18 protein-coding genes are annotated in these 26,330 nt (G+C 57.9%); 11 read left to right on the top strand and 7 right to left on the bottom strand.

Going from position 1 to position 26,330, the window contains the following annotated elements; all coding sequences use genetic code 11:
- Position 1: 1 nt before the first annotated feature.
- From RUESEDTHA_RS17520 to RUESEDTHA_RS17500, 5 genes are read right to left on the bottom strand one after another with little or no spacing between them, the layout of a single operon-like run.
- On the bottom strand, positions 2 to 292 hold the full coding sequence (locus RUESEDTHA_RS17520) for a hypothetical protein (protein WP_180887968.1): 291 nt from the start codon (positions 290 to 292) through the stop codon (positions 2 to 4).
- A complete protein-coding gene (locus tag RUESEDTHA_RS17515; RefSeq protein ID WP_180887967.1) occupies positions 282 to 1,328 on the bottom strand; it encodes a hypothetical protein in 1,047 nt (348 codons plus the stop codon). Before RUESEDTHA_RS17515 ends, RUESEDTHA_RS17520 begins: the two co-directional genes overlap by 11 nt.
- A complete protein-coding gene (locus tag RUESEDTHA_RS17510; protein WP_180887966.1) occupies positions 1,325 to 1,735 on the bottom strand; it encodes a DUF4383 domain-containing protein in 411 nt (136 codons plus the stop codon). Before RUESEDTHA_RS17510 ends, RUESEDTHA_RS17515 begins: the two co-directional genes overlap by 4 nt.
- On the bottom strand, positions 1,732 to 3,219 hold the full coding sequence (locus tag RUESEDTHA_RS17505) for an FAD-binding oxidoreductase (protein WP_180887965.1): 1,488 nt from the start codon (positions 3,217 to 3,219) through the stop codon (positions 1,732 to 1,734). Before RUESEDTHA_RS17505 ends, RUESEDTHA_RS17510 begins: the two co-directional genes overlap by 4 nt.
- On the bottom strand, positions 3,216 to 4,208 hold the full coding sequence (locus RUESEDTHA_RS17500) for an alpha/beta fold hydrolase (RefSeq protein WP_180887964.1): 993 nt from the start codon (positions 4,206 to 4,208) through the stop codon (positions 3,216 to 3,218). Before RUESEDTHA_RS17500 ends, RUESEDTHA_RS17505 begins: the two co-directional genes overlap by 4 nt.
- A 352-nt stretch (positions 4,209 to 4,560) precedes the next feature.
- Here RUESEDTHA_RS17500 and RUESEDTHA_RS17495 point away from each other — a divergent pair, with 352 nt between their 5' ends.
- From RUESEDTHA_RS17495 to RUESEDTHA_RS17460, 8 genes are all read left to right on the top strand, one after another.
- A complete protein-coding gene (locus tag RUESEDTHA_RS17495) occupies positions 4,561 to 6,141 on the top strand; it encodes an ABC transporter substrate-binding protein (protein WP_180887963.1) in 1,581 nt (526 codons plus the stop codon).
- Between the two features lie 128 nt (positions 6,142 to 6,269).
- Positions 6,270 to 7,835 carry an ABC transporter substrate-binding protein gene (locus RUESEDTHA_RS17490; protein WP_180887962.1) on the top strand — a complete coding sequence of 522 codons (1,566 nt, stop codon included), beginning with the start codon at positions 6,270 to 6,272 and terminating at the stop codon, positions 7,833 to 7,835.
- 4 nt (positions 7,836 to 7,839) lie between these two features.
- On the top strand, positions 7,840 to 8,787 hold the full coding sequence (locus tag RUESEDTHA_RS17485; RefSeq protein ID WP_180887961.1) for a glutathione S-transferase family protein: 948 nt from the start codon (positions 7,840 to 7,842) through the stop codon (positions 8,785 to 8,787).
- A gap of 48 nt (positions 8,788 to 8,835) precedes the next feature.
- On the top strand, positions 8,836 to 9,816 hold the full coding sequence (locus RUESEDTHA_RS17480) for an ABC transporter permease (RefSeq protein ID WP_180887960.1): 981 nt from the start codon (positions 8,836 to 8,838) through the stop codon (positions 9,814 to 9,816).
- Positions 9,813 to 10,763, top strand: a complete 951-nt coding sequence (locus RUESEDTHA_RS17475; RefSeq protein ID WP_180887959.1) for an ABC transporter permease — start codon at positions 9,813 to 9,815, stop codon at positions 10,761 to 10,763. The genes RUESEDTHA_RS17480 and RUESEDTHA_RS17475 overlap by 4 nt, the downstream gene beginning before the upstream one ends.
- 4 nt (positions 10,764 to 10,767) lie before the next feature.
- Positions 10,768 to 12,477 (top strand): ABC transporter ATP-binding protein, encoded by a 1,710-nt coding sequence (locus tag RUESEDTHA_RS17470; RefSeq protein WP_180887958.1) that lies wholly within the window; start codon positions 10,768 to 10,770, stop codon positions 12,475 to 12,477.
- Positions 12,478 to 12,600: 123 nt separating this feature from the next.
- Complete coding sequence (locus tag RUESEDTHA_RS17465; protein ID WP_180887957.1) at positions 12,601 to 15,870, top strand: adenylate/guanylate cyclase domain-containing protein; 3,270 nt, start codon at positions 12,601 to 12,603, stop codon at positions 15,868 to 15,870.
- Between the two features lie 10 nt (positions 15,871 to 15,880).
- A complete protein-coding gene (locus tag RUESEDTHA_RS17460) occupies positions 15,881 to 17,044 on the top strand; it encodes a hypothetical protein (protein WP_180887956.1) in 1,164 nt (387 codons plus the stop codon).
- Here the strand turns inward: RUESEDTHA_RS17460 and RUESEDTHA_RS17455 are convergent.
- A complete protein-coding gene (locus RUESEDTHA_RS17455) occupies positions 17,037 to 20,669 on the bottom strand; it encodes a flavoprotein (RefSeq protein WP_180887955.1) in 3,633 nt (1,210 codons plus the stop codon). The two genes, RUESEDTHA_RS17460 and RUESEDTHA_RS17455, sit on opposite strands and share 8 nt — an antisense overlap.
- Positions 20,670 to 21,042: 373 nt before the next feature.
- Between RUESEDTHA_RS17455 and RUESEDTHA_RS17450 the strand changes: the two genes are divergently transcribed.
- Both RUESEDTHA_RS17450 and RUESEDTHA_RS17445 read left to right on the top strand, forming a co-directional pair.
- A complete protein-coding gene (locus RUESEDTHA_RS17450) occupies positions 21,043 to 22,206 on the top strand; it encodes a saccharopine dehydrogenase family protein (protein ID WP_370456813.1) in 1,164 nt (387 codons plus the stop codon).
- An 18-nt stretch (positions 22,207 to 22,224) separates the two neighbouring features.
- Entirely contained in the window at positions 22,225 to 23,721 is a 1,497-nt protein-coding gene (locus tag RUESEDTHA_RS17445; protein WP_180887953.1) for an aldehyde dehydrogenase family protein, read from the top strand.
- Between the two features lie 38 nt (positions 23,722 to 23,759).
- Here the strand turns inward: RUESEDTHA_RS17445 and RUESEDTHA_RS17440 are convergent, their stop codons facing one another.
- The gene (locus RUESEDTHA_RS17440) at positions 23,760 to 25,337 is read right to left on the bottom strand and encodes a DUF5928 domain-containing protein (protein WP_180887952.1); all 1,578 of its coding nucleotides are present in this window, start codon (positions 25,335 to 25,337) and stop codon (positions 23,760 to 23,762) included.
- A 142-nt stretch (positions 25,338 to 25,479) separates the two neighbouring features.
- On the opposite strand from RUESEDTHA_RS17440, the gene RUESEDTHA_RS17435 reads away from it, so the two are divergent.
- A complete protein-coding gene (locus RUESEDTHA_RS17435) occupies positions 25,480 to 26,298 on the top strand; it encodes a sulfotransferase family protein (protein WP_180887951.1) in 819 nt (272 codons plus the stop codon).
- Positions 26,299 to 26,330 lie beyond the last annotated feature (32 nt).

Below are 26,330 nucleotides of genomic sequence, written 5' to 3'. Positions count from 1 at the left end.
CTCAGACCTTGGGCAAGGGCAGGCATCCCGGCAGGCCCGCAGGCAGAACCAACCGGGCACCGCTGGAATAGAGTGCCTTGGCAAAGCCCGGCCTGTCCGAGGCCACTGTTACGCTAAACCGCGACGCGGCTAGAACTGCCGTGTCACCCGGCAACCCGTCCAGCAACCTGTCCTGCGGCAGCACGACCACATAGGCTGGCGCCTCGTCCGTTAGCAAAGCCACGACCACAAGTGTCGATAGCCAGCCCAGCACCAAAAGGGGCAGGGCGATTAGAATGGACCTAATAGTCATGGATGTGTTCCAGCGTCAGGCCTGAGCCGTCCAACTGGCGCAGTCGTTCGGCAAGCTGCGGAACCTTGACCACGAGCAGGTGACGGTAATCGTCAAATCCCTGGCGCGGAGCGCTGAAAATTGCATCCTCTTCGGTTGGTTGATCGGACAGGGCCGTAAACATGATGTCATCATTCCCAGCGATTTCGACCAGATCAACGCCATCACGCGCCATGTCGGCCAGAAGGTTCGTCAATTCACGATACCGGGGCGTTTCAATCTCGGTCCCTTCGGGTCTGGAGCCGATGACCTGCACATCCGGGTAAGCCGGAAGCGTTTCGGGCGCGGTGATAATCATGCGCAGAGTCAGTTCATCCGTGCCCACCTGAGCGACCGCCTGTTCGATAAAGCCGGCGTAACCGTCTTTGACCGTGTTTTCGAACCCCAAGGCGATTGCGCGTTCGCTGTCACGCAATGACCCGCTGGATTCGCTCAACAGGTCTTGCGCATTCTCTGCGAAGGGCCATTTGTACCAAGGCACCTGTTGCAGAAACTGGGCGTATTCCGCGGCCTGCTGCGCCGACAGATCATCCAGCGGTGCACGTTGCGGCCCACGCAGGGCCGTGAACAGGCGGCCCAGTGTCTCTTCATAGGCGGCCTTCAGTGCAAGCTCGACCGTAAAACTGGTGCCGATGACGTAGATCATCTGCTTGGTCCCTGCATCAACCTCGCCATGGGCCGATGCGCTTTGCGACAGCGCGCAGAGCGAGCTCCAGAACCCGGTGATTCCCTGCCAGAAACCATAGTCATGCGGATCGCCCTGCCGCAGAACCTGGGCGTAGTCCTCATACGCGTGCACGATGTGCCATTCCGGATAGGTCATCAGTGTCCGGGTTTCGGGACGGTGGTGTTCGGGTGGCAGCAGGGCGTCATAGGGTTGAAACTGCGCCGTTCCCTTGCAGCTTGTTTCGACATAGATAATCGGGGCAACCAGACAGATCGCGACGACCACAATCAGCAGAACCAGTCGGCGCATCCAGCGCAGAAGAAATCTCATGCCGTTCTCCTGATATCACGCAGACCCGCCCAAGCCGCGATACCGCCCAAGGCCAGATGTGGAAGGTTTGCAAAAATACGTCCCATCGACAGCTCAATTCCCGCGGACGCGTTGGTGAAGATGCCCAGATCCAGATAGCCATAGCCCGTGAAGAACCCGAAAACGCCATCCCCCAGATAGGCAAGACCGAACAATATCAGAAAAGTGCGAGCGGCCCTGTGTGACCACAGCCCGGCCACCAGCGCCCAGACTGCCGAGGCGACGTGTAGCGCGTCGTCGTAGATATCGAGTGCAAAGATCCCGAACGCCAGCCCGTTTTCATCCGTCAGGCCGGGGACATAGTTCAGCGATGCCGCGATCATCAGCGCGACGAAATATACAAGGCAGAGTTTTTGCAGATTGGTCATAGTTGCCCCAGATAGCTGTCCCAAAGGTTGTTCCGAAGCACAAGCCGGGGGTCCAGTTGGCGTTTGGCCTGTGCAAATTCCGGTGCCCGCGCATAGGCCGAGGTCAATTGATCCAGCCGCGCATGCGGACGGTAGGGCAGGTAATATGCCCCCCCGATCTCGACGATCCGGTCTATCAGAGCCTGCGTCATCCGAGCCATGTCCGCCTCGGCGCGTTGGGTCATTTCCTGGCTGAACGACATTACGGCGGCGATCCGGGGCTCGGACGCGAAGGACAAAACCGCCTGATCATCCTGCGCGACATAGCGCAGGGTGACGTTTAGAAACTCCTGATACGAGGCGGGGATCACCTCGCGGCAGGCGGTCAGGAGATCGTCGAACGCATCGAAGCCCACGAAGTATTCGTGCAGGATATCGGTGCGGTCCGGGTTGCGGTCGTCCAGTGTGACGACAGGTTCGTTGATCAGGGAATTACGGGTTGCGTCGCCGCCGCCCAGTGCGGGCCCAAGCGTCGTTTCGTTCCACCAGCGGAAGCTTTTGAACGCTTCGCTTCCCAATTGCGCCCGATACAGGCGGCTGGCCGCGTGCGACATCCACCCCGATCCTGTGGCTGGCGGTAATTCGGTCTGGTCATCCGCCTCGCGATACGTGATCAGCAGCGCTTTTTCGAAAAACGTGTCGCGCTCCACGTTCAGTCGCCCATAAGCCATCGTGACCGCAGGGTCGTCGATCGCGGATTGAAAGGCCGCCGCAAAGCCCTTTGCCTCCATCACCTCGAAAGATGGGGACAGGCGGGTGTTTGGGACCATTTCCACGTCCATATCGACGATGATCCCAATCAGGCCGTACCCACCCATGCCAAGATTGAACAGGTCGGTGTTCTCGGTGGGTGAGCATGTCACCAGCTCTCCGGTTGGTAGAAGCATCCGCAGCGACCGAACCGTCGAGCCCATCGGACCAAACGGCACGGGCCAACCATGGGCGTTGACCGAATAAGTGGCCGCAACGCCGAAATCATGGTTCGATTGCATTACCTTGGGCGACCACCCCGCCGGGTCCAGCGCGGCAATTACCTGTGACCAGCGCGCACCCGCATGCGCGCGATAGGTTTTGGCTGCGCTGTCGATTTGCAAAGCGCCATTGTCAAAGGTTATTGCCGTCCCGTCGCGCGGAATGGCCTGCCCGCCCATTGAATGACGCGCTGCGCCCACGTTGACAGGGCGACCTGCGGCGGTTGCTTCGGCTAGTTCGTTGCGAAGCACTGTAATCAGCCTGTCCCCTGCGTCTTCGGTCAGAACCAGATGCTTGTTGATCGGTGTCGGTGACAGCCCGCTGGCGTCATTCATGATGGTATCGGACGTCGGGGCAAAGGTTCGGTCGGTCCCGTCATAGACCGGCAGATCCGAGCCTAACCAACGCGAAAGCCCCCATCCTGCAACGCCCCCTGCGGCAAACAGGGCGGCCCGTCTGGTGAAATTCGTCATGACTCGGCCTCATGTCCCTGCGAGTTGGCAATATTTGTCAGCATTTTGATCAATGTATCCTGAAATTCCAAAGGGCTTTCGATTTGCGGAATGTGCCCGACCCCGGCGAGGGCATCATATTGGGCGTCGGGTATCAAAGCTCGCAAGTCTGCGGCTTGATCCAGCGGTGTTACGGTATCCTCGACCCCCCAAATGATCCCAACAGGTAGATCGAGCGCCCGCCAGTTATCTGGCCGGGTGCTGAGTGCATCCTGAGGCGGAACTAAAAGATGCGGCAACCACTGTGCCACGGCTGCGGTATAACCTTCACGCTGCATCGGGGTTTGTAACAGGGTCACGCGTTCGGGCGTTGCCGCGGACTTGTTGTGGATAAACCCGCGGAGAAATGTCCGGGTCAGCAAAGGGTTGGATATGGTTGCGGCCACAATGTGCCTATTTAGGGTCTGATTCATCAGAAACACGGGTGTTTCCGTTGCGGATTCATGAGTGCCCAGACCAATGGCCCCGTTCACGATGATCATCCCCGAAACAAGGTCGGGCCGCCGCATGACGGCCTCTGCCACCGGACCTGCGCCGATCGAATGGGCAACGACAATAGGCGGCTGATCCAGCGCCTCAAACATGGCGACGACGCGCTCTGACTGTTTTACCCGACCATACTCGGGTTTTTGCGGGTATTCCGACCAACCGAACGGTGGCATGTCAAAGGCGATTGCGCGAAACCCGGCCTCAGATACCGCGTCAAGAGTTGGCTGCCACAAGCCTGACCAGGCGGCTGTACCATGCGCGAAAACAACAGGGATATTCTGGGGCTGTCCGCGTTCTAGCACGAAAATAGCGCCCTCGGACGTATCAATCAGCCGTCCACCATCCGGTAAGCCGTGACCGGCTGCGATGGTTTCACGAACGTCCGCTGCCAGACGGAAACAGATCAGAACCACGGCAACAAGCAATAAGCCTGAAACAAAAAACCTGAAAAATTTCTTCATTGGAACGATAGTTGTGTGCCTGCGGAAATAAAACAACCGCTGGAAAACCCTACTGCGTAATAGTGCGGCTCTTGGGCCATACTGGGTAACCCACCCGATATTTGTAGCAGTTACCTTTTATTAGAGCCTGTTTGATGCTCAGATCCTCCCTCGCCCGAAACTGTCGCAACACCCTAGATATCGAGGTGAGGACTTGTTCTTTGGCAAAACGGGCGTTGAAACGGCTTCAATTCGGTTTGGTCACAATCAGGTGTTGCAACTGTGAAAATGATCTGGATGATCAAGGCCACCACGACCGAAAAAACGGTCGGCCGTTGAAAGGCGGCATCAACAAAAACCCGGGGAGACTAAAATGATCCTAAGAAACCTGATGATTGCTGCCAGTGCGACTGCATTGATGGCGGCAGGCGCATCGGCTGAAACCTTGCGCTGGGCGCGTGCTGGCGATGCGCTGACGCTTGACCCGCATTCGCAAAACGAAGGTCCGTCGCACACCATTCGCCACCAGATGTACGAGCCGCTGATCATCCGCGATGTGACCGGTGCGTTTGAACCTGCGCTTGCGACCGAGTGGGGGCCCAAGGCCGATGATCCGAATGTCTGGGTCTTCAAGCTGCGCGAGGGTGTAAAATTCCATGACGGCGCGGATTTCAACGCCGAAGACGTGGTGTTCAGCTTTGAGCGCGCCAAGCAGCCGAACTCGGACATGAAAGAGCTGATCGGCTCGATCACCGAAGTGCGCGCGGTCGATGACTATACCGTCGAGATTGTCACTGATGGCCCGAACCCGATCCTGCCGTCGAACCTGACCAACTTGTTCATTCTGGACAAAGGCTGGGCCGAGGCGAACAACACCGTTAACGTGCAGGATTTCGAAGGTGGCGAGATCACTTATGCGACCACCAACGCTAACGGCACGGGACCATATAAACTGCAAAGCCGCGAGCCTGACGTGAAAACTGTGATGGTGCGCAACGACGACTATTGGGGCATCGACCAGTTCCCGATGGAAGTGACCGAAATCGTCTATACACCCATCCAGAACGCTGCGACCCGTGTGGCGGCGATGTTGTCGGGTGAGGTGAACTTCCTTCAGGACATGCCCGTGCAGGATATTGAGCGCGTAAACGGCGCCGATGGCCTGATGGTCAAGCAAGCCCCGCAGAACCGCGTCATCTTCTTTGGTATGAACCAGGGTTCGGACGACATCGAAGCGGATAACGTTGATGGCAAGAACCCTCTGGCCGACGTGCGGGTGCGTCAGGCGATGTCGATGGCGATCAACCGCGATGCGATCCAACAGGTCGTGATGCGCGGCCAGTCGCAGCCTGCGGGTATGATCGCACCGCCATTCGTCAACGGCTGGACCGCTGATATGGACGGTGAGTCCTCGACTGATCTGGAAAAAGCCAAGGCACTGATGGCCGAGGCAGGCTATCCTGACGGTTTCTCGCTGCGGCTGGACTGCCCGAATGACCGCTACATCAACGATGAGGCGATCTGTCAGGCGGCCGTTGGGATGCTGGGTCAGATTGGCGTGACCGTGAATCTGGACGCCAAGCCCAAGGCGCAGCATTTCCCGCTGATCACCGACAGCAAGACGGACTTCTACATGCTGGGTTGGGGTGTGCCGACATATGACTCGGAATACATCTTCAACTTCCTTGTACATGGTCGCGAAGACGATATCGGCACGTGGAATGGTACCGGCTATCAGGACGATGCGCTGGACGCGAAGATCAAGTCGTTGGCCTCGAACACCGATCTTGACGCACGGAATGCCGACATCGCCGACATCTGGCGCGTGGTTCAGGATGAGGCACTTTACATCCCCATTCACCATCAGGTTCTGAACTGGGGTATGGCCGACGGTGTAGGCATCGAAGTAGATGCCGAAGACCAGCCCAAGGTCAAATACTTCACTATGAACTAAATCGGTTCCATCAAGTATCAGGCAGGGCGCGAGTTTCGCGCCCTGTTTTTTTGTGTCGACCTGAGAATTCCTTGCGCGGGCGCGAAAAACCAAGAACACTCGGCAGCAGAAAACAGGGAGACATCACAATGATCCTCAGAAACAGCGCCATTGGCCTGGCTCTTTTGGCTGCGACCAGCGTTCATGCGGCCGAGTTCAAATGGGCCTCCACCACTGATCCGCAGACAATGGATCCGCACGCCGTCAACTCGGCCCCGGTCCTGGGCTTTCTCAACAATGTCTACGAAGGGCTGGTGCGCCGCGACAAGGACATGACGGTCGAACCCGCACTGGCGGTCAGCTGGGAGCCGATCGGTGAAGGCGATGGCTGGCGGTTTAAGTTGCGTGAGGGTGTGACCTTTCATGACGGCAGCAGTTTTGATGCGCAGGACGTGCTGTTCAGCTATCAGCGCGCCTCGGGTGAGGCCGCCGATACCCGCAGTTGGTTCGCGCCGGTCAGTGAGGTGATCGTGGTTGACGATTATACCGTCGACATCATGACCACAGCACCCAACCCGCTGTTCCCGTCCTCGATCGCCAACTGGATGATCATGGATCAGGGCTGGACCGAAGCCAATGACGCCGCTGTGCCCGACAAGGAATCCGGCAACTACGCCACGATCAACGCAAATGGCACCGGGGCCTTCAAGGTGACAGCGCGTGAACCGGGGTTAAAGACTGTGTTAGAGCCGCATGACGACTGGTGGGGCGAGGTTGAGCACAACATCACCCGCGCCGAGTTCAACCCGATTCAGAACCCTGCGACCGCTGTGGCGGCGCTGCTGTCGGGCGATGTGGACATGATCAACCCTGTCCCCATTCAGGACGTTGCGCGCCTGAAGGAAAATGGCGATGTCGACGTCATTCAGGGGATCGAGGCGCGCGTGATCATGCTGGGCTTTGATCACGAAGCCGAGGCGCTGAAATACACCGATGACGCAGGCAATCCGAACCCGTTTCGTGACGTGCGGGTCCGTCAGGCCATCGCGAATGCGGTGAATGTCGACGCCATTCTTGCCACGACCATGCGTGGCAATGCCGAGGCCGCCTCGCAATTGGTCAGCCCAGCCATGAGTGGTTATTCCGAGGCCAATGCCGAACGCCCTGCTTTTGATGTCGAAGGGGCCAAGGCGCTGCTGGCCGAGGCCGGTTATGCCGATGGGTTCTCGTTCGGTCTGAAATGCCCGAATGACCGTTATCTGAATGACGAAGCCGTTTGTCAGGCGATTGTCAGCATGTTGGCGCAGATCGGGGTGACGGCGGAACTGGATGCCATGCCTGTCCGCAACTATTGGCCGGAACTGCGTGAAGACAATTACGACATGTATCTACTGGGCTGGAGCCCCGGAACCTTTGATGCCGAACATCCCGTGCGTTTCCTTGTCGCCACGCCGAACGAGGAAAAGAAACTGGGCAGTTGGAATTTCGGCGGCTATTCGAACGAGCGGGTAGATGAGCTTTTGCCGATGATTCAATCAGAGCTGGACGCCGCAAAACGTCAGGCCATGCTGGATGAGGTGACGGCAATCTATCAGGACGACCATGTGTACGTTCCAATGTATGTGCAGCCCCTAGTCTGGGGGACCGGCAGCAATATCGACCTGACACAACGCCCGGACAATTTCTTCATCCTACGTTGGGTGACGGTGAACTGACCGCATGGGTGTGATGATTGCCGGGGTCTACCATTTGGAAGACCCCGCCCCGGACACAAAGCTTGACGGCGCATACCGCCGTCAGGTGTCGACCGTCCGCAATGCATTGCCGGACGGTCCTTTTGAGGCAGGTCGGTTCCACCTTTATGCCGCGTGGAATTGCCCTTGGGCGCATCGGGTTTTGCTGACCCGCGCGGTCAAGGGTCTGGAAGACGCGATCACGGTTGCCTATGCCCGTCCGCGTCGAACGCCCGATGGTTGGGTCTATGACCTCGAGGGTGAGTATTCCGATCCCCTGTTCAACGTCACCGCGCTGCATCAGGTCTATGAAAGGGTTGATCCCGCCTATACCGGGCGTATCACTGTTCCCTTTCTGTGGGATCGTGTCGAAAACTGCGCTGTGTCCAATGAATCCGCCGATCTGGTGCGGATGCTGGGTACGCTTGAAGGATATGGCCCGAACCTTGCCCCGCCGGACAAGGTGGAGCAGATCGACGACTGGAACGCAAAGATTTACCCGCGCCTGAACAACGGCGTCTATCGCGCCGGGTTTGCCCGCACGCAAGAGGCGTATGAAGCCGGGTTTCAGGACGTCTTCACCATGCTGGACGAGATCGAATCGCATCTGGAAACCAACCGCTACCTTTGCGGTGACGTCCTGACCGAAGCTGATCTGCGCCTGTTTCCGACGCTTGCGCGCTTTGATGTGGCGTATCACTACGCATTCCGCTGCAATTTGCGACGACTGGTTGACTACCCGAACCTGTGGGGATATGCGCGCGATCTCTATGCACGACCCGAGATCGGGCGGACAGTCAAGCCAGACATCTATAAGGCAGGGTATTTCTCACCATCCGAGCTGAGAAATCCTCTGGGTATTGTCCCGCTGGGGCCAGAGGTCGACTGGACGGCTCCGCAGGATAGACGGTCGCTGTCACCCGCGACATCTTGACCATTCGGTCAGGGCGTGCGTAGACACGAAGATCAATGGGGAAAGTGAATGTTCGCATATATCGTCCGAAGGATGTTCCAATCCGTGATCGTGTTGCTGGTCGTGGGTCTGGTCGCGTTTTCGATGTTCCGGTTTGTTGGCGATCCGATCGACAACATGCTGGGGCAAGAGCGCACGCAGGCTGACATCGACCGCCTTCGCACCGAGCTTGGTTTGGATCAACCGTTTCCAGTTCAATACTTCAAGTTCTTGCAAGGTGCCGTGCAGGGCAATTTCGGCGTTTCATACCGTCAGGGCCGCCCCGTTTCGACCATCATCGCAGAACGCGCGCCCGCGACGCTGGAACTGGCCTTCGTGTCAGGCTTTCTGGCGATTACACTGGGCATTGCACTGGGTGTCTTCACCGCGATCCGACGACAAGGGGTGGCTGCGAATATCATCATGACGGTCAGTCTGATCGGGGTTTCGCTTCCAACCTTCCTGATCGGGATATTGCTGATCTATATCTTTTCGGTCGAACTTGACCTTCTACCCAGCTTCGGGAGGGGCGAGACCGTTATGATTGGAAACTGGTGGTCCACAGGTTTTCTGACGACCTCGGGGCTTAAGGCACTGATCCTTCCGGCGATCACGCTGGGCCTGTATCAGATGACACTGATCATGCGGTTGGTGCGGTCTGAAATGCTTGAAGTGATGCGCGCTGACTATGTCCGCTTTGCCCGTGCGCGCGGTTTGTCGGATCGGGTGATCAATTTCCGCCATGCGCTGAAGAACACGCTGGTGCCAGTGATTACCATCACAGGTTTGCAGCTTGGGTCGATCATCGCTTTCGCCATCATCACTGAGACCGTGTTCCAGTGGCCGGGTGTCGGCCTATTGTTCATCAACGCGATCCAGTTCGTCGATATTCCCGTCATGGCCGCCTATCTGATGCTGATTTCGGTCATGTTCGTGACGATCAACCTGATTGTCGATCTTCTTTACTATGCCATTGACCCGCGCCTGCGTGTCGACGCGAGGGCCACATGACCGATACTCTCGATACACCCAAAGCCCCGGAAAAGACGCGGTTTGCCAAGTTCTGGGACAGCGATTTCGCGTGGTCCTTTAGGCATTCGCCTGTGGCGATCATTGCGACGCTGGTTGTCGTTGTTCTGGTCCTGTCGGCGATCTTTGCACCGCTGATTGCACCCTATAACCCGTTCGATCCTTCGTCGCTGAACCTGATGAACGGGTTTACGCCGCCCGGCACGCCCAACGCGTTCACGCAGGAAACCTTCCTTCTGGGCACCGACGATCAGGGGCGCGACGTGTTCTCGACCATCCTGTACGGAATGCGGATTTCCTTGTTCGTGGGGGCCTCGGCGGTTCTGTTGGCTTTGATCATTGGCGTCGTTTTGGGGCTGGTTGCGGCCTATTTCGGTGGCTGGATCGAGACACTGATCATGCGGGTTGCCGATGTACAGTTGACCTTCCCGGCCATTCTGGTCGCCATGCTGATCTTTGGGATCGCCAAAGGTGTCACTCCGCCGGAATACCGCGATGAGATGGCGATCTATGTTCTGATCGTCGCGATTGCCTTGTCCGACTGGGTGCAATTCGCGCGCGTGGTACGCGGCGCGGCGCTGGTTGAGAAAAACAAGGAATACGTTCAGGCCGCGCGCCTGATCGGTCGTGGATCCTTCCCGATCATGTTCCGCCACATCTTGCCCAATGTCCTCAGCCCGGTTCTGGTGATCGCCACCATCTCTCTGGCGCTGGCGATTATTGCCGAAGCGACGCTGAGTTTCCTGGGTGTTGGCGCGCCTCCGACTCAGCCGTCGCTCGGGACACTGATCCGCATTGGGCAGGGCTTCCTGTTCTCGGGTGAGTGGTGGATTCTGTTCTTCCCGGCTTGCACCCTTCTGGCGCTGGCCTTGTCCGTAAACCTGCTGGGCGACTGGCTGCGCGACGCGCTGAACCCCAAGCTGCGGTGATTTCATGAGCCTTTTGACGATCAATGACCTGACGGTCGAATTCCCGACCCGCCGCCAATTGTTCACTGCCGTGGACCATGTTGACCTGTCGGTTGAACCGGGTGAAATCCATGGGCTTGTGGGCGAATCCGGTGCTGGTAAATCCACGATCGGCGCCGCCATCATGGGGCTGCTGGACCGCCCCGGCCGTATCGCAAGCGGGACGATCAAGCTAAGCGGCGACCAGATTAGCGGTATCGACGCCGAGGCGATGCGCGGGCTGCGCGGCAAGAAGATCTCGATGATCTTTCAGGACCCGCTGACCTCGCTCAACCCATTGTTCACCGTGCGCGAGCAACTGGTCGAAACCATTCAGGCGCATCTGGGTGGCTCGGATGCCGAGGCCAACAAACGGGCTCGCGATCTGATCGACCGGGTGGGCATACCCGACCCTGATACGCGGCTGGATCAATACCCGCACCAGTTTTCGGGCGGGATGCGGCAGCGCGTGGTGATTGCGCTGGCGCTGTGCACGGAACCGGATGTGATCATCGCGGATGAACCGACAACGGCGCTGGACGTGTCCGTTCAGGCGCAAATTCTGGACCTGATCAAGGAACTCGCGACCGAACGGCAGGTGGGGGTCATTCTGATCACGCACGACATGGGTGTGATTGCAGACACCACCGACAAGGTGACGGTGATGTATGCGGGTAAGGTCGTCGAAAGCGGCCCGACATCGCAGGTCATGGGCCAGCCGACCCACGAATATACCAAATCCCTGATCGCCGCCGTGCCGCGCCCGACGCTGAAACTGCATCGCTTTCCCCAGATCAGCTATGGTGGCCGTGAAACTCGCTTTGCGATCGAGGATATGGCCCGCCACTGGCCCAAGGTCGACAATGACACCAGCAAGCCGGTGTTCGAAATTCGAAACCTGACCAAGAAGTTTCTGCAAAAGCGTGGGCTTTTGCCATGGGACCGCACCTATTTCACCGCCGTCGACGATGTCAGCTTTGATATCCGCGCGGGCGAGGTATTTGGCGTGGTGGGCGAGTCTGGCTCGGGCAAGTCCACAGTCGCGCGAATGATCGCAGGGCTGTATCCGGTTGATGGCGGGTCGATCACTTTTGATGGCAAGGTGGTCAGCGACCTGACCGACAAAGCCGCCCTGGATGCCTATCGCAAAAACATCCAGATGATCTTTCAGGACCCGTACTCCTCGCTGAACCCGCGGATGCGCGTGGATGAGATCGTGGCCGAACCGATCCGCCATCACAAGTTGATGGACGGAACCGACATCAAGCGCCGTGTGGATGAGTTGTTGGATCAAGTTGGGCTGGGTCATGAGGCTGGGCTGAAATACCCGCATGAATTCTCGGGCGGTCAGCGTCAGCGGATTTCGATTGCGCGCGCCCTTGCCACGCAGCCGCGTTTCCTGATCTGTGACGAACCGACTAGTGCGCTGGACGTGTCTATTCAGGCGCAGATCCTGAACATCCTGAAGGATTTGCAGGAACATCTTGGCCTGACCCTGCTGTTCATCAGCCATGACCTTCCGGTGGTGCGCCAGATGTGCGACCGGGTCGCGGTTATGAAACAGGGCAAGGTGGTCGAACTGCAAGAGACCAACGATCTGTTTGCCAACCCGCAAACCGAATATGCAAGCGAATTGCTGCGCCTGATGCCCAAACTTGACGACCTGTCGACCGAGGGGTTGGAGGCTGAAACCTGAACCCAACGCCCGATATTCGGGCTTTGGGCTATGCCAAAAAATTAAATTAGTTAACGATTGCAGACTCGGAAGGGTCTGCTGTGCTACGCCTATGTCTGAAGTTGGGGGCTTCAGAGGGGCGATATGTCTCAGGACCTTAGGGACTGGCTAAGCGCACTTGGTTTGTCTGACTATGCGCAGGCCTTTTTGGATAATAAAATTGATTTCGCAATTTTGCCCGATTTGACGGGCGAAGACCTGATCGAAATCGGAGTGACTGCCGTCGGTGACCGCCGGCGTCTTTTGCGTGCGATTTCCGAACTTGAGCCGGTCGACCTTGTTCAACCTTATGAACCGCAAACCTCGCTTGAGCCCGCAAAGCGACAGGTCACAGTCATGTTCGCGGACCTTACAGGGTTTACGCGGCTATCCAGCGAGTTGGACGCCGAGGACATGCACGCGCTGCTGAACGAGTTCTTTCACAAGGTGGATCACGTCGTTGAAAAATTCGGCGGACGGATCGACAAGCATATCGGCGACGCGGTGATGGCCGTATTCGGCGCGCCGATTTCACACACCAACGATACCGAACGCGCAGCGCGGGCCGCGTTGGAGATTCATGCGGCTCTGCCTACCCTGACGCGGCCCCTGTCCTGCCATATCGGAATCGCATCGGGGCAGGTCATCGCCAGTACAACCGGCAGCGAGGCCCATACCGAATACACTGTCACTGGCGACGGGGTGAACCTTGCTTCGCGTGTGACAGACATGGCTGCGCCGGGTGAAACGCTTGTGTCACACGACATTCAGCGCGCGTTGGGGCCGCTTTTCGTGGGCGAGTCCATGGGGGCCAAGGCCATCAAGGGCCTGAACGAACCCATCGAGCTTTGGCGGCTGGATCGGATGGCGCGGAACATCCGTTCGCGCCGTCACCGTTTTGTGGGGCGCGAGCGCGAGATGTCGTTGTTCTCGGCCACGTTCGACCGGTGCCAGCGGCACGGCAAGGGCGAGGTTCATATCGTTCTGGGTGAACCGGGTATCGGCAAGACGCACCTGTCTGAACAGGTTGCCGAACTTGCCGACAGCTTGTCTTATGCCGTACATACTGGCGTCGTCATGGATTTCGGCGCGCGCGAGGGGCATTCAGCCATTCAATCCGTGGCCCGCAGCATGTTGGGGCTTGAGGCAACCGATAACGCCGAAACCTGCGCAGAGGTGGCCAAAAGCGCAATTGGCAAGGGTTGGGTGTCGCCGTCCAATGCCACGCATCTGAATGCGCTGCTAGAGCTTGAGCAGGACCCCGGATTGGCCGAAGTCTATGCGGTCATGGACAATGCCACCCGCCTGCGCGGGCGGCGTCAGGTGATTGACGAGTTGATTGCCGCCTGCAGTCAGGACAGCCCGCTCTTGATCCAGATCGAGGATATCCACTGGGCGACGCCCGACATCCTGACGGCTTGCGCCCATATCGCGGCCGCTACGCGTGACCTGCCTTGCGTGTTGCTGATGACCAGCCGTGTCGAAGGTGACCCGATTGATCGCGATTGGCAGCTTGGCACCGAGGGCGCGCTGGTTTCGAAACTGGAACTGGCACCAATGGGGGACGATCAAGCCCGGCAACTGGTCGAGGAATTCACCGGCATCGACCCCGAACTTCTGGACGCCTGCGTACGCCGGGCAGGTGGCAACCCGCTGTTTCTGGAGCAGTTGCTGCGGAATATCGACGTGCTCAAGCGAGACTCGGTTCCCGGAAGTATCCAAGGCATCGTTCAGTCGCGACTGGATGCGCTGGATCCGTCCAGTCGATCCGCGATTCAGGCGGCCTCGGTTCTGGGGCAGCGTTTCTGGCCCGAGGTTCTGAACTTTATTCTGGGAAAAGGGCATCTGGATACCTCGACCCTGATCCGCTCGGCCCTGATCCGCGAGGCAGGGACAGATCTGATGTTTGCGCACGCCCTGATCCGGGACGGGTCCTATGCCACGCTGGTAAAGTCCGAGCGTACACGGCTGCACCGCGAGGCTGCCAAATGGTTTGAAGAGCGGGACGCGACCCTGCGCGCACAGCACTTGGATCGCGCCGGGGCCAACAACGCGGCGCAAGCCTATCTTGAAGCCGCCGAGAACCTCATTCAGGGCTTCCAATATGATGAAGCCAGCCCCCTGATCGAGCGCGCTTTGGAATTACCGGCCCCGGATGGTGTTCGGTTCGACCTGTTGTGCGCGCGCGGGGAAACGCACCGGTTGCAGGGATATTCAGAAGACGCGCTGCGCGAGTTCAAAGAAGCAGCCAGTCTCGCCGAGACCGATGAGCAGACATGCCGCGCCTATATCGGGTTGGCGCAAACCGACCGACAGGCGAGCCTTTACCAAGAGGCGCTGGATAGCCTTGAAATCGCCGAGGCCGCCGCTGAACGCTGCGGATCGGAAAGGGACATCGCGCAGATCAACTATGTGCGCGGCAATATTTATTTCCCGCTGGGTCAGGTTGAAAAGGCGATGGCCAGCAATGAAAAAGCGCTGACTTTGGCCCGTAAATTGCAATCGGCGCGGTTGGAGGTGGGCGCTCTTAGCGGGTTTGGTGACGCCAATTTCATGAATGCCACCATGCGGTCGGCGACCGGGTTTTACACGCAGGCCGTCGAGCGCGCGCGCGAAGAAGGATTGGTGCGGGATATGGCTGCGAACCTGCACAATCTCAGCGTTGCGCGCAGCTATTCCGGCGACGTGGCGCAAGGCAAGGCGGATGCGCAGGAGGCGATAGAAATATCGCAGAAGTACTTTGCCTTTGTGCCGGAATGTGTGGCCCAAACATGTCTTGGTGTTGCGCAGACCTTTTTGGGTGACCTGGACGGCGCGCTGGAGTCCTTTACCCTCTCGGCCGAAATCGCCGCCCGTGTAGGGGCCAAACGGCTTGAGGCGCAGGCGCTGGAGCATCTGGCGCGGACACAGGTTTATGTCGAGCAGATGGGTCAGGCGCGCGAAACCGGTCAGCGGGCCGTGGAGATCGCGCTGGAACATGGGCGCAACTTTGTGGGGCCAAAGGCACTGTCGGCGTTGGCCTTGGCGGAAACAAACCCCGACAAGCAGGACCAACACCTGAAACTGGGCGCACAGATTATTGCCGAGGGCTGCGTCGGGCACAGCCATTTGCATTTCTATCCCGACGCAAGCGCCGTTATGCTGGCGCGGCAGGAATGGGATAAGGCCACCGAATATGCCGACGCATTGGCCCGGTTTACCGCCGATGAGCCTTTGCCAATGGTCGATCTTTCGATCCAGCACACCAAGGTTCTGGCCGCGTGCGGTGGTTGGGGCATCCCGTTAAGCGCACATGAAGAGTTCGAGGCGCTGGGCGCTGGTTTCTCTGAGATGGGCATCACACAGTCCCTGGTCGGACGTCTGGACCAAGTTTGAAAGGGACTGAATGAGTATCGAAAAGAAGGTTTGGTTGATTTCCGGTGCCCTGACGCTTGGGCTGCTAGTCTTGTTGTTCAAACTGTTGGTCGCGCTGAATCATTTCGAGGGCGATCCAACGCAACTTCCGGATCAGGCATCGGTCGACGACTACCTGCAAGACTTGGAAAACCTGCCGGAGTATCAGGTCAGGACCGGAATTTTCATCAAGTCGTTTGTTTTCACCGATGCCAGCGATGTCCATGTCACCGGATATGTCTGGCAGCATTACGAAGACGGTGTGCATGACGCGATCAAACCAACCGGCGATGCGGTCGGGTTCGTGCTGCCCGATGCCTCGGACGCGGCCAGCGGGATGATCGAAGAAGCCTATCGCATGGATCAGGACGGCGAAGAACTGATCGGCTGGTATTTTGAACAGACCCTACGGCAGAATTTCGACTACACCAGCTATCCCTTTGACCACAAAACCGTATGGGTCCGGTTCTGGCCCGCCAGTTTCGACACCGCCGTGGCCCTGATCCCCGATTTCGCGGCCTATCCAGCCACGGGCCCCGATGACATATTCGGGATCGACAGCCGCATCGTCATGGGCACGTGGGAGCGTGAGAATACCTATTTCGACTATCGCCTGTCCGATCTGGGCACCACGCTGGGCATCAGCGATACCAAATTCCAGACCAACCTGCCCGAGTTGCACTATAATTTTGTCATCAAGCGCAACTTTGGCAACGCTTTCGTCGTTCACATGATCCCCCTGATCGTCGTTACGATGCTGCTGTTCGGCGCAGTCATGACCGTGACGCGCCGACCCGAGTTGATCGAGCGGCATGATTTCAGCACCTCTAGCGTGATTGGCACCTGTTCGGTTCTGTTCTTCGTGATCCTGCTGGCGCATGTGCAACTGCGTGAAGGCTTTGCCGGATCGCCGGTGATCTACATGGAGTCGTTCTTTTTCCTGATGTATTTCCTGCTGCTGGCCGTGTCCGTGAACACCTACCTGTTCGCGTCCGAGGCCGTGCCGTCCCTTCGGTTCATCCACTATCGAGACAATCTGATCCCAAAGGCCGGGTTCTGGCCTTTTGTATTGCTGTGCACGGTGGCGATCACGGCCTACAACCTCAGCCTCAAGGCTGACCCCGAGGATGCAGTCGTGATCGAGATGCTCAACTAGGCGTTGGCTGAAACCCCGGTTTCGGCGTACCCGTGGCCATGTCCAGCGTGTATTCCGCCACGATGCCCGACGTACCATCGGCCCATTGGTCCAGATACTTGGTCGGGTGGGCGATGACGTAGACATAGGCAGGCTTCTTGACCCCGTCCATCAGCACGTTGATCCGCTTGCGGACATAGACGTTCTCGGGCGAGCCGGGGCCGTGATAACCTTCGAGCTTGTCCAACTCCTTCAGTCCCGAGGATGAAACGCGATAGACCTCACCCCGGATGGGTTCGCCGCGCCCTTTCTGATCGACCAGCGTGGCCATCCGGTGCAGGTAGCCGCAATTTGGATTGTCGCAATGTGGCTCGTGCGGGACGATCAGGGGCATACGTTGCCGGGTAACGGCCTCCCCCACGAAATCGTCCAGCACGTCTGCATGGGCATCGTGGTTTGGGAATCCTTTCTTGAGCGACCCGTAGGTGAAATACAAATAGGTCCGTTCGCGGTCGTCTATCAGGTCGTTGTCGTGGTCTTCCTCGGGCGCAATGACGGTATGGGCATTAGCCCACTCATCCAGCATATCCCTTATCTCGGGTTTGACCTGCTTCACGTCTTTGGCGTTCTTCGGGTCCCGCAGGAAGTTGATGCAGTTGCTGGCGTCGATACCTGGCGCGCTCAGAAGCACTTCGACCATTTTGGACGAGTTGTTCATTACCGCCACATGAAGGCTGGTAAACCCGTGATCGTTGGTGGCGTTGACGTCGATGCCCCGGATAATCAACTCCTGCGCGGCCTCAAGGTCGGGCTTGCCAAGGTTCTGGCCGTTTTCATGCAGCTCGCCTTCGCCCCCCGCCGCATAGTGCAGAAGGGTGTCGCCGTTGGTGTCATCTACGATGTCGATCCCGGCCATGCCTTTGTCGATTGCGTCAAAAACACGGGTCCATTGCGCGAACTCGTCCGAGGCCGCAGCCTCCTGCGCCCATTTGCAGATGTTGTGTTCCTGATCGGCCAGTTCTTCGAAGGCTTCGTCTAACACTTCCATGATCTGATCCGGGGTGGCCATCATGCCGATCCCCATCATGCCGTTGGACAAACGGCCCTTACGCGGGCCGACGATATCGACGCCCAGATCGCGCAGTTTTTCGACGTTGTTCTGGGTGGTGACATTGTTCCACATGTTCGTGTTGCACGCGGGGCAGAGGATCACCGGCTTGTTCCGGTATTGCCATGCCACAAAGACCGAGGTCAGCAGGTTGTCGGCGATCCCATTGGCGATCTTGCCCATCGTGTTGCAGGTCACCGGCGCCACGATCACGCAGTCGGCCCAATCGCACAGCGCCAGGTGCGAGGCGCGCAGGGGCATCCCGAACTCGGTATAGCGGAAATTCCACTCATCATCGTCGCGGTAATAGTCGTGATGCGAGATATAATCCTCGATCGTCTTTGGCTTGGTTTTCTTGATATTGCCGGTTTCTTCTTCGACTTCGATATCGCGGAAAAACTTCTCGGCCGAGACCGAAGGGATCAGCTTGACGTTATGCCCCGCATCTTTGATCCGCTTGACCAGATCGGGAACCTTGTCCGCCGCCGACGACCCGCAGGCACACAGAAGCACATTGCGCTTTTCGCTGGGCGCATCGGTCAACCCGCCCTTGGGGTAGCCAAAGATGTTCTTGTCCAGACTAGGCGATTCATGGCGCAGCAGCACCGGCAGGCCGGCTTCCTTGACGCTTTGCTGAAAGCTGCCATCCAGCACCACATCGACAATGTCTTTTCTGCGACCCAGGCATTCACCCTTGAAGAACAGGTAGGGCGGGTTTTCCTTCCCGGTAATAATCGTCAACTGCCGACGCATCTTCATCACGTTGGACCCGTGGCCTTCTACGTCGATCAGCCGGGCGGAGGTGATGCCGATATTGGCCAGCATACTGCGCAGCATATAAGACCATGGGTCTTCGTCCGCATAGAACAGCACGATCGGGTTGGTGTTGACGATGCGTTCGACATCCGTGGGATCTTCGGGCGGTTCATGTTCTTCGATCACCAGCATTGCCGGGTTCCCGAGATCCCGCAGCCCACGGAAGATATGCCCGCGCGGGGCCTGCCAGACTTGCGAGGTTGCCGGGCTCATATCCACGACCGTTACCAGATCGGTCTTTTCGTCATAGGCGATGCAAAGGCACCAAAACTCTTCCAGCAGGGCCGTTTCGCGAAAGACATTTGCGGGGGGGCGGATGACCTCGAACCCCAGCACGCGGTTGAAATCAATATTGATCATCAAGTGGCGATCGTCGTGCGCCTTCAGGCTGTGCAACTGATCGCGGAACCAGTCCTCGGGCGATTTGTCGTCCTTTTTTGGGCGTTCTGCATAGCTTCGGAAAGTGCTGCCCAGGTGCACGTCAGGTGTCTGGCTGAGGTAGCGCTGCGCCAGCGCGTGCATCTCTTTGGCCGTGGAAACCCGGCTGAGCGCGTCTGTCAGATTGGTTTGTGTCGCGATCAGCAGCTTGTCTTCGTCGACCTGCTGGTTGCCCAGAATGTTCAGGCTTTCGGCCAAAACCCCCATCGAGTTCATGTTCGGGCTGGCCCTGCGGAACAGGTTTCGGCGTTTCTTGGGGTCTTTTGCCAGATATTCAGTGCTGTCCACGTAATTGCAATCCTGTTGCAGCGTTTGCAGCGTGGTCTTCACCGCATCCAATGCCGAGAACCGCAAAATCCCCCGCGACCGCATCGAGGTTCCGTCGCGGTCGGACATACCTGCCCATAGCCGGTCAATCGTCGTCACCCACAGCTTGCCGTATTTCTCGGGGTGGACATCCATCATATGCACCAATCCGGTGCTGGGGTTGCATTTTGCGATGATCGCAAAATGACCGCCGGGCATGTTCTGTTTGCCATGTGCCACGCCGACCTGAAAATTCGCCACCAGAATGTCGTTATCCCCACCAACCCGGTTGGATTCGTCAATCGCCGCAAGCAGCAGATCGACCGAGGTCGTGGCCTCATCCATGAAATAGGCCTGCACCTGTATCTTCTTACGCAGGCCCTGCGTGTGGATGAATGTGCAGGCGACGTCATAAAGCTCGCCCAAGGAAATCCCGTCATTCACAACAAAGGATGTGGGCAAAGCGCATTCGCGGAAGATGTCGTTGACTTCGCAACTGAAGCCCAATGCCGACATACTGAGCGCGGCCGCCGTGACGCTGCAACAGTTGATCGGTTGCTGGAAGTTCTGCAAATGCACGCTGACCAGATCGCCGAACAGGGTTGCGTAACAGGCTTCGCGGATTTTGACCGGGATTTCGAACCATTGGTTGCTGGACAGGTAAGCCAGCTTGGTGCCGGGCGTGGCCACGGCCTCGAGGCTGACGGGAATGTCAAAGATCTCAAGATGCTCTTCATAGAAATAGTCGCCGGTATCGGCGGTGGTCAAAGTTGTTCCGTCCTGCCGTAGCTGGACGATGCCGGACAGAACGACATACATGCCCTGCGGAGGCAGAACCGTTTCTTCTGCAATGTCGAAGAATTCGAAATGCGCGTTAATTGCCGCGCTGTCGCTGGATGAAAGAATGGAATGAATCAGTTTCCAATCCCCATCTGTTGGCTCGAATGGTTTGGAATTATCAATCGGATCTTTTGGCACGCTTATTCCCCCTAAACTCGTCTTGAAACTATCACTGACCAACACCGGCTCATTGCTGGTAACGGGCCCCAAATCGGTTAGCTGGAAACGAAACCGCCCCTCATAGCGCCCGGCGCTGGATGGGCCGGAATATGCAAGGAATTAGTGCGCAAAACCGGCCCAATAGAGCGCACATTATCGTATTTGTTGACGAAAATCACTGATCCAGTTAGCGCGGCGCCCCCTGTCTGCGGCATGGGGTACGGCGGTTGATTACGCTTAGGGCACAACACGCAAAAGGCGTCAGTCGCGGCGGGCGGTGCTAAGTTGTCGTCGTTATGATGAAAAATCCGACATTATGACGGATCATTCCGTGTTTCCGACAAGATAACCCCTGCGAGCCGGACAAGCGGCCCGTCATACTTTCAGAAAACGAAAGAGGAGGCGCGTTTTGAGCTGGAATATCTGTGTTATCGGAGCAGGCAAGATCGGTCAGATGATCGCGGCCCTGTTGAAGTCTTCGTCCAATTACTCGATTACGGTTGCGGATCGTGATTTGTCGGCCCTGTCGGTTCTGAACCGCCAAGGCATTGCGACCCGGCAGATCGATGTCAGTGACGCGGCGCAATTGGCCAAGGCGCTGACGGGCTTCGATGCCATTATCTCGGCCGCTCCGTTTTTTTTGACCCCGCAAATCGCCAAGGCCGCCAAGGCTGCAGGCGCGCATTACTTTGACCTGACCGAGGATGTTGCGGCCACAAATGCCGTGCGCGAATTGGCCAAGGACAGCGCAACAGCCTTCATGCCGCAATGTGGTCTGGCACCCGGTTTTGTCGGAATCGCCGGGGCAGCGCTGGCGGCAGAGTTCGATACGCTGGACAGTTTGCACATGCGGGTTGGCGCTCTGCCGCTCTATCCGACCAATGCGCTGAAATACAATCTGACATGGTCCACTGACGGGCTGATCAACGAATATTGCAACCCCTGCGATGCCATCGTGAACGGTGAACGGGTCAAGACCGCGCCGCTGGAAGATTACGAGGTACTGGGCCATGACGGGGTCGAGTATGAGTGCTTCAACACATCCGGCGGCTTGGGCACATTGCCCGAAACGCTGGACGGAAAGGCGCGGGCGGTATCCTATCGCTCGATCCGCTATCCTGGCCATTGCGATATTCTGAAACTGCTTCTCAAGGATTTGGGGCTGGAACGTCGCCGTGATCTGCTGAAGGACATTTTTGAGACCGCCCTTCCACGGACGGATCAAGACGTGGTGCTGGTCTATTGCACAGCCAAAGGCATGATCGACGGAAGCCTGCGTGAGAAATCCCTGATCAACAAAAGCTATGCCCGCAAGATCAACGGACAGGTTTGGAGCGCCATTCAGGTCACCACCGCCGCAGGCGTTCTGGGCGTGGTTGATCTGATGCGCACCGGGGCGCTGCCTACCCAGGGCTTTGTCCGGCAGGAACAGGTGGCCCTGTCCGATTTCCTGAACACCGAATTTGGCCGGCTTTACCGGGCTGGCGATGCAACCCAACAGAACAAGGCGGCCTGAGAAATGAAAGACATCGTGATGACTGCGCAAACCACCCTCGCCAATCTGGACCTGACAGCGGCTGAGCTGACCGGCGGCCCTCTGCAGGTGCATTCCCCCATCGACGGCAGCCTGCTGGCTGAGGTGCATGAAACCCCGGCGGGCGACATGGAGACGGTCTTTGCCAACGCCAAAACAGCATTCAAAGCCTGGCGCACCGTACCCGCCCCGCGCCGGGGCGAGTTGATCCGCCTGCTGGGCGAGGAACTGCGCGCCGCCAAAGAAGATCTGGGCGCGCTGGTCAGTTGGGAGGCGGGCAAGATCACCTCTGAAGGGCTGGGCGAGGTGCAAGAGATGATCGACATCTGCGACTTTGCCGTGGGTTTGTCGCGGCAGCTATATGGCCTGACCATTGCGTCCGAGCGCCCCGGCCACCGGATGATGGAGACATGGCACCCGGCGGGGCCGGTCGGCGTGATCTCGGCCTTCAACTTCCCGGTTGCGGTCTGGTCGTGGAACGCGGCGATTGCGCTGGTTTGCGGCGATACGGTGATCTGGAAACCGTCCGAAAAGACGCCCCTGACCGCGATGGCGTGCCAGAAGATTTTTGAACGCGCGCTGGCCCGGTTTGGCGATGCGCCCGACTACCTGCTGCAAACCCTGGTCGGCGGTGCCGCGCTGGGCGAGGCGCTGGTGGCCAGCGAGGATGTGCCGGTGATTTCGGCCACCGGTTCCACCCGCATGGGCCGCGCGGTTGCCCCCGTAGTGGCATCCCGCTTTGGTAAGTGCATTCTGGAACTGGGCGGCAATAACGCGATGATCGTTGGCCCCTCGGCCGATCTGGAAATGGCGGTGCGCGCGATTGTCTTCTCAGCGGTGGGCACGGCAGGTCAGCGTTGTACTACGCTGCGCCGCCTGATCGTGCATAACTCGATCCGCGAGGAACTGGTGGGTCGCCTGAAAAAGGCCTATGCCGGTTTGCCTATCGGCAACCCGCTGACCGAGGGCACTTTGATCGGACCGCTGGTGGATGAGGCATCTGGCGCGGCCATGACCGCCGCGCTCAAGGCCGCTGAGGCCGAAGGCGGCACTGTGTTTGGTGGCCAGCGCGTCACCAAGGGTGTGCCGGACGGCGTCTATATGCAGCCTGCCATTGTCGAAATGCCCGGCCAGACAGCCACGGTAAAGACCGAGACCTTTGCGCCGATCCTCTATGTGATGGGTTACGACGATTTCGACGACGCCATCGACATCCAAAATGACGTGCCCCAAGGCTTGTCGTCTTGCGTGTTCACCCTGAACATGCGCGAGGCCGAGCAATTCCTGACCGCAGCCGGATCGGATTGCGGCATTGCCAACGTCAATATCGGACCATCAGGGGCCGAGATCGGCGGTGCCTTTGGCGGTGAGAAAGAAACAGGCGGTGGGCGCGAAAGCGGCTCTGACGCGTGGAAAGCCTATATGCGGCGGCAGACCAATACGGTGAACTACTCGGCTGAATTGCCGCTGGCGCAGGGCGTCAAGTTCGACATCTGAACATCCAGCCCGGCGATGCCTCAAGCGTCGCCGGGTTTTCAATCGGCGAACAGGTAGTCCAACTGCAAGATTGCCCGGGCCTTGTCTGGTGAGACACCCAGAAACGCTGTAATCGCCGCTTCCTTTTCAGCAGGAGTATCGGTTTCCCGAATACGCTGGTAACTGCCAAGACCGGCCCCCTGTATCAACTCTGATTCATAGGCAAGCGCGTTGCGTAAGGTTGGCACAAGGTCGGCTACGGTTTCGTCGGGGCTGTTCTCACCGGCCAGACCTATGCGTCGGGCGTGGCCGACCAGGTAAGCATCTGAATACGCGCACTCAATCTCCAGCACATGCGTATGGGACTGGTCGGCATTGAAATCCTCGATGATCTCAAGGTTGGCTGGGTCGACGCAAATAACCAGCTTGTCCGTTTCGAAATTGTCGAACAGCATACGTAAGACCGCGCGCCGGTGCCGAGACCGTTTGCCTAGCGTGGTTTCGATGCCGCCCAGATCGGGCAGGGCCGTGTCTTCTTCGCTAAACAGGTATTCAATACAGGGGATGTCTGTCTCGGACATGATCTGATCGACGAGCCGTTTGGCCACATGCCATTTCTTACAGACGATCAGATACACTTCGCGGTTCGGTCCAAGGGTATTGCCCGCCTCCCAGAACCGTTGACCATACCGGCGCCCAACGCGGCCGCGCCCGGTCAGGAACCTGTGCAGGTTTCGCCCTTCATCCGATATCCGGAACGTGACGCCTTCGGTGGCATAGAGTTTGCCCAGCCGGTCTTTCAAATCATGAGCTTCAGAGCTGATCTTGCGGGCAAACAGATAATCCTGCCCCAGCAACATATCATAATGGTCGTTGTAAAACGTGACCGGCATTCCATAATCCGAGAACATCAGGAATGTGGGCGTGCGGTTCTCGATCTCTTCTTTCGAAACAAGATGGCGAACCAGGGTCTGAAAGAAAGTCTCATCCGGAATCCAGGTGGTTGAGAAAAAGCGGATCACATCCGGGCGCTTCTTCAGGAATTCCAGAATCATCTCGATCGTCCGCCGGCGCAGGCACCACCACTGGCTGCCGATCATGACCTGAATGTCGTCGGGAACATCGCGGGTCAGGCCAAACCGCTTTTGCAGTCCGTAGGCGGCATAGAACCACCGGCTTTGTGTCCGTTCGTTGAAGTAATGCCGATAGATCAGCCGGTCTTCTTTCATCCCGGTCTTGATCCACTTGCTTTCAAAGAAGTCGTGGCTTTCGATGAAATCCATGTCGCGTTCGTCCAGAAAACGATGCGTGTATTCCGCCGTCTTGATTGCCATGCAGTCGCCCGACAGCATGTAGAAATGGGTGGCGCGTGGAAACGCGTCCACTGCCGCTTCGATGGCGTGCAGCGTGGCCTGAACCAAAGACCACTCTCCCCAGCCACACCTGATCCGCTTGGTTGCGAAAGTGACGTTTGGGTTGGGTGCAAGGGCCTCGCGAATGCGGGCATAGGCCGCCGCGCTTGCGCGGGCATCAAAGTGGATGGCCATGCAATCCCCGGCGGCGGTCAATTGCTCGGCTTGTGCAATGATGGCCTCGGGGTCTTTGTGGCACAGCAATATATAGGCAATCCTGGCCATTTCAGTTCTGTGAATTCCGTTTCTGCCCGTTTCCAACCGTGATACTGAGGATGAGCGATTGAATAAACATAATATTTTTGGTTTTTTGATCTCAAAAGCGGGCAGAAATTTCAGGTTCTGACTTGCGGAGGAGGCAAAGCAGATGGGTTTTCCCGGCACATGGATGACCGAGAGCGAAAGCATGGTGTATCGGGTGGTGCCGAAATGCGCCTGCTCGACCATTGGACAGATCATGTATTATTCGGATCATGGTCAGTTTTTCGACGGTGACATTCACGACGCAGATGACGGAATGCACAAATGGGCGTTCGAGAACAGTCAGGATGCGATTTCCCAAAATGTCCGAAATCACTCGTCTTATACCTTCACCTGTGTCCGCAACCCATACACGCGTATCCTCAGCTCATTTTTTGACAAGATCTGCGGCATTCAGCGAAACGGCAAACGGTACCGGGGCAATCTGGTTCCCACGCTGATCTATAACTACGGGATCGAGGTTGGTGGGGATGACGGGAAGGGCGAGTTCGACCAGATCGCCAGCTTCCGCCGGTTTCTTCTGTTTGCACGCGACACGATCCGCTGGCGCAGGCCGATGGACCCAGACATTCATTGGTCGGCCATGTCGGGGCATGTCTCGACCTTCATCGTCAATGGTGGGCGGTATGACCGGATTTTCTGGACCGAAGCATTCAACGACGGAATGCAGGGCGTTCTGGATCATCTGGACACACCTCATTCCGTAGATCTGAAAGGCATACCCCGGTTCAACGAATCCGAAGGCCATGGCCCCAAACGCGCCCATCCGGTTGAGGATTACTTCGACGATCTGTCGATGCATCTGGTCTATGAAATCTACAAACAGGATTTCGAGTTGTTCAAATACGATTTCGAGAACCCGGCGAACAAAATGCCAATTGGCGAAATTGATCTGGACGAGGTTCATGCCAAACTTGGCGACTGAGTAAGGAGTAGGTTCTCCCGCCCATCGTCAAT

The sequence above is a fragment of the Ruegeria sp. THAF57 genome (assembly GCF_903914075.1).
GTDB lineage: Bacteria > Pseudomonadota > Alphaproteobacteria > Rhodobacterales > Rhodobacteraceae > Ruegeria.
The sequence above is the reverse complement of the archived record's forward strand: the minus strand, read 5'-3'. Positions and strand labels throughout refer to the sequence as shown.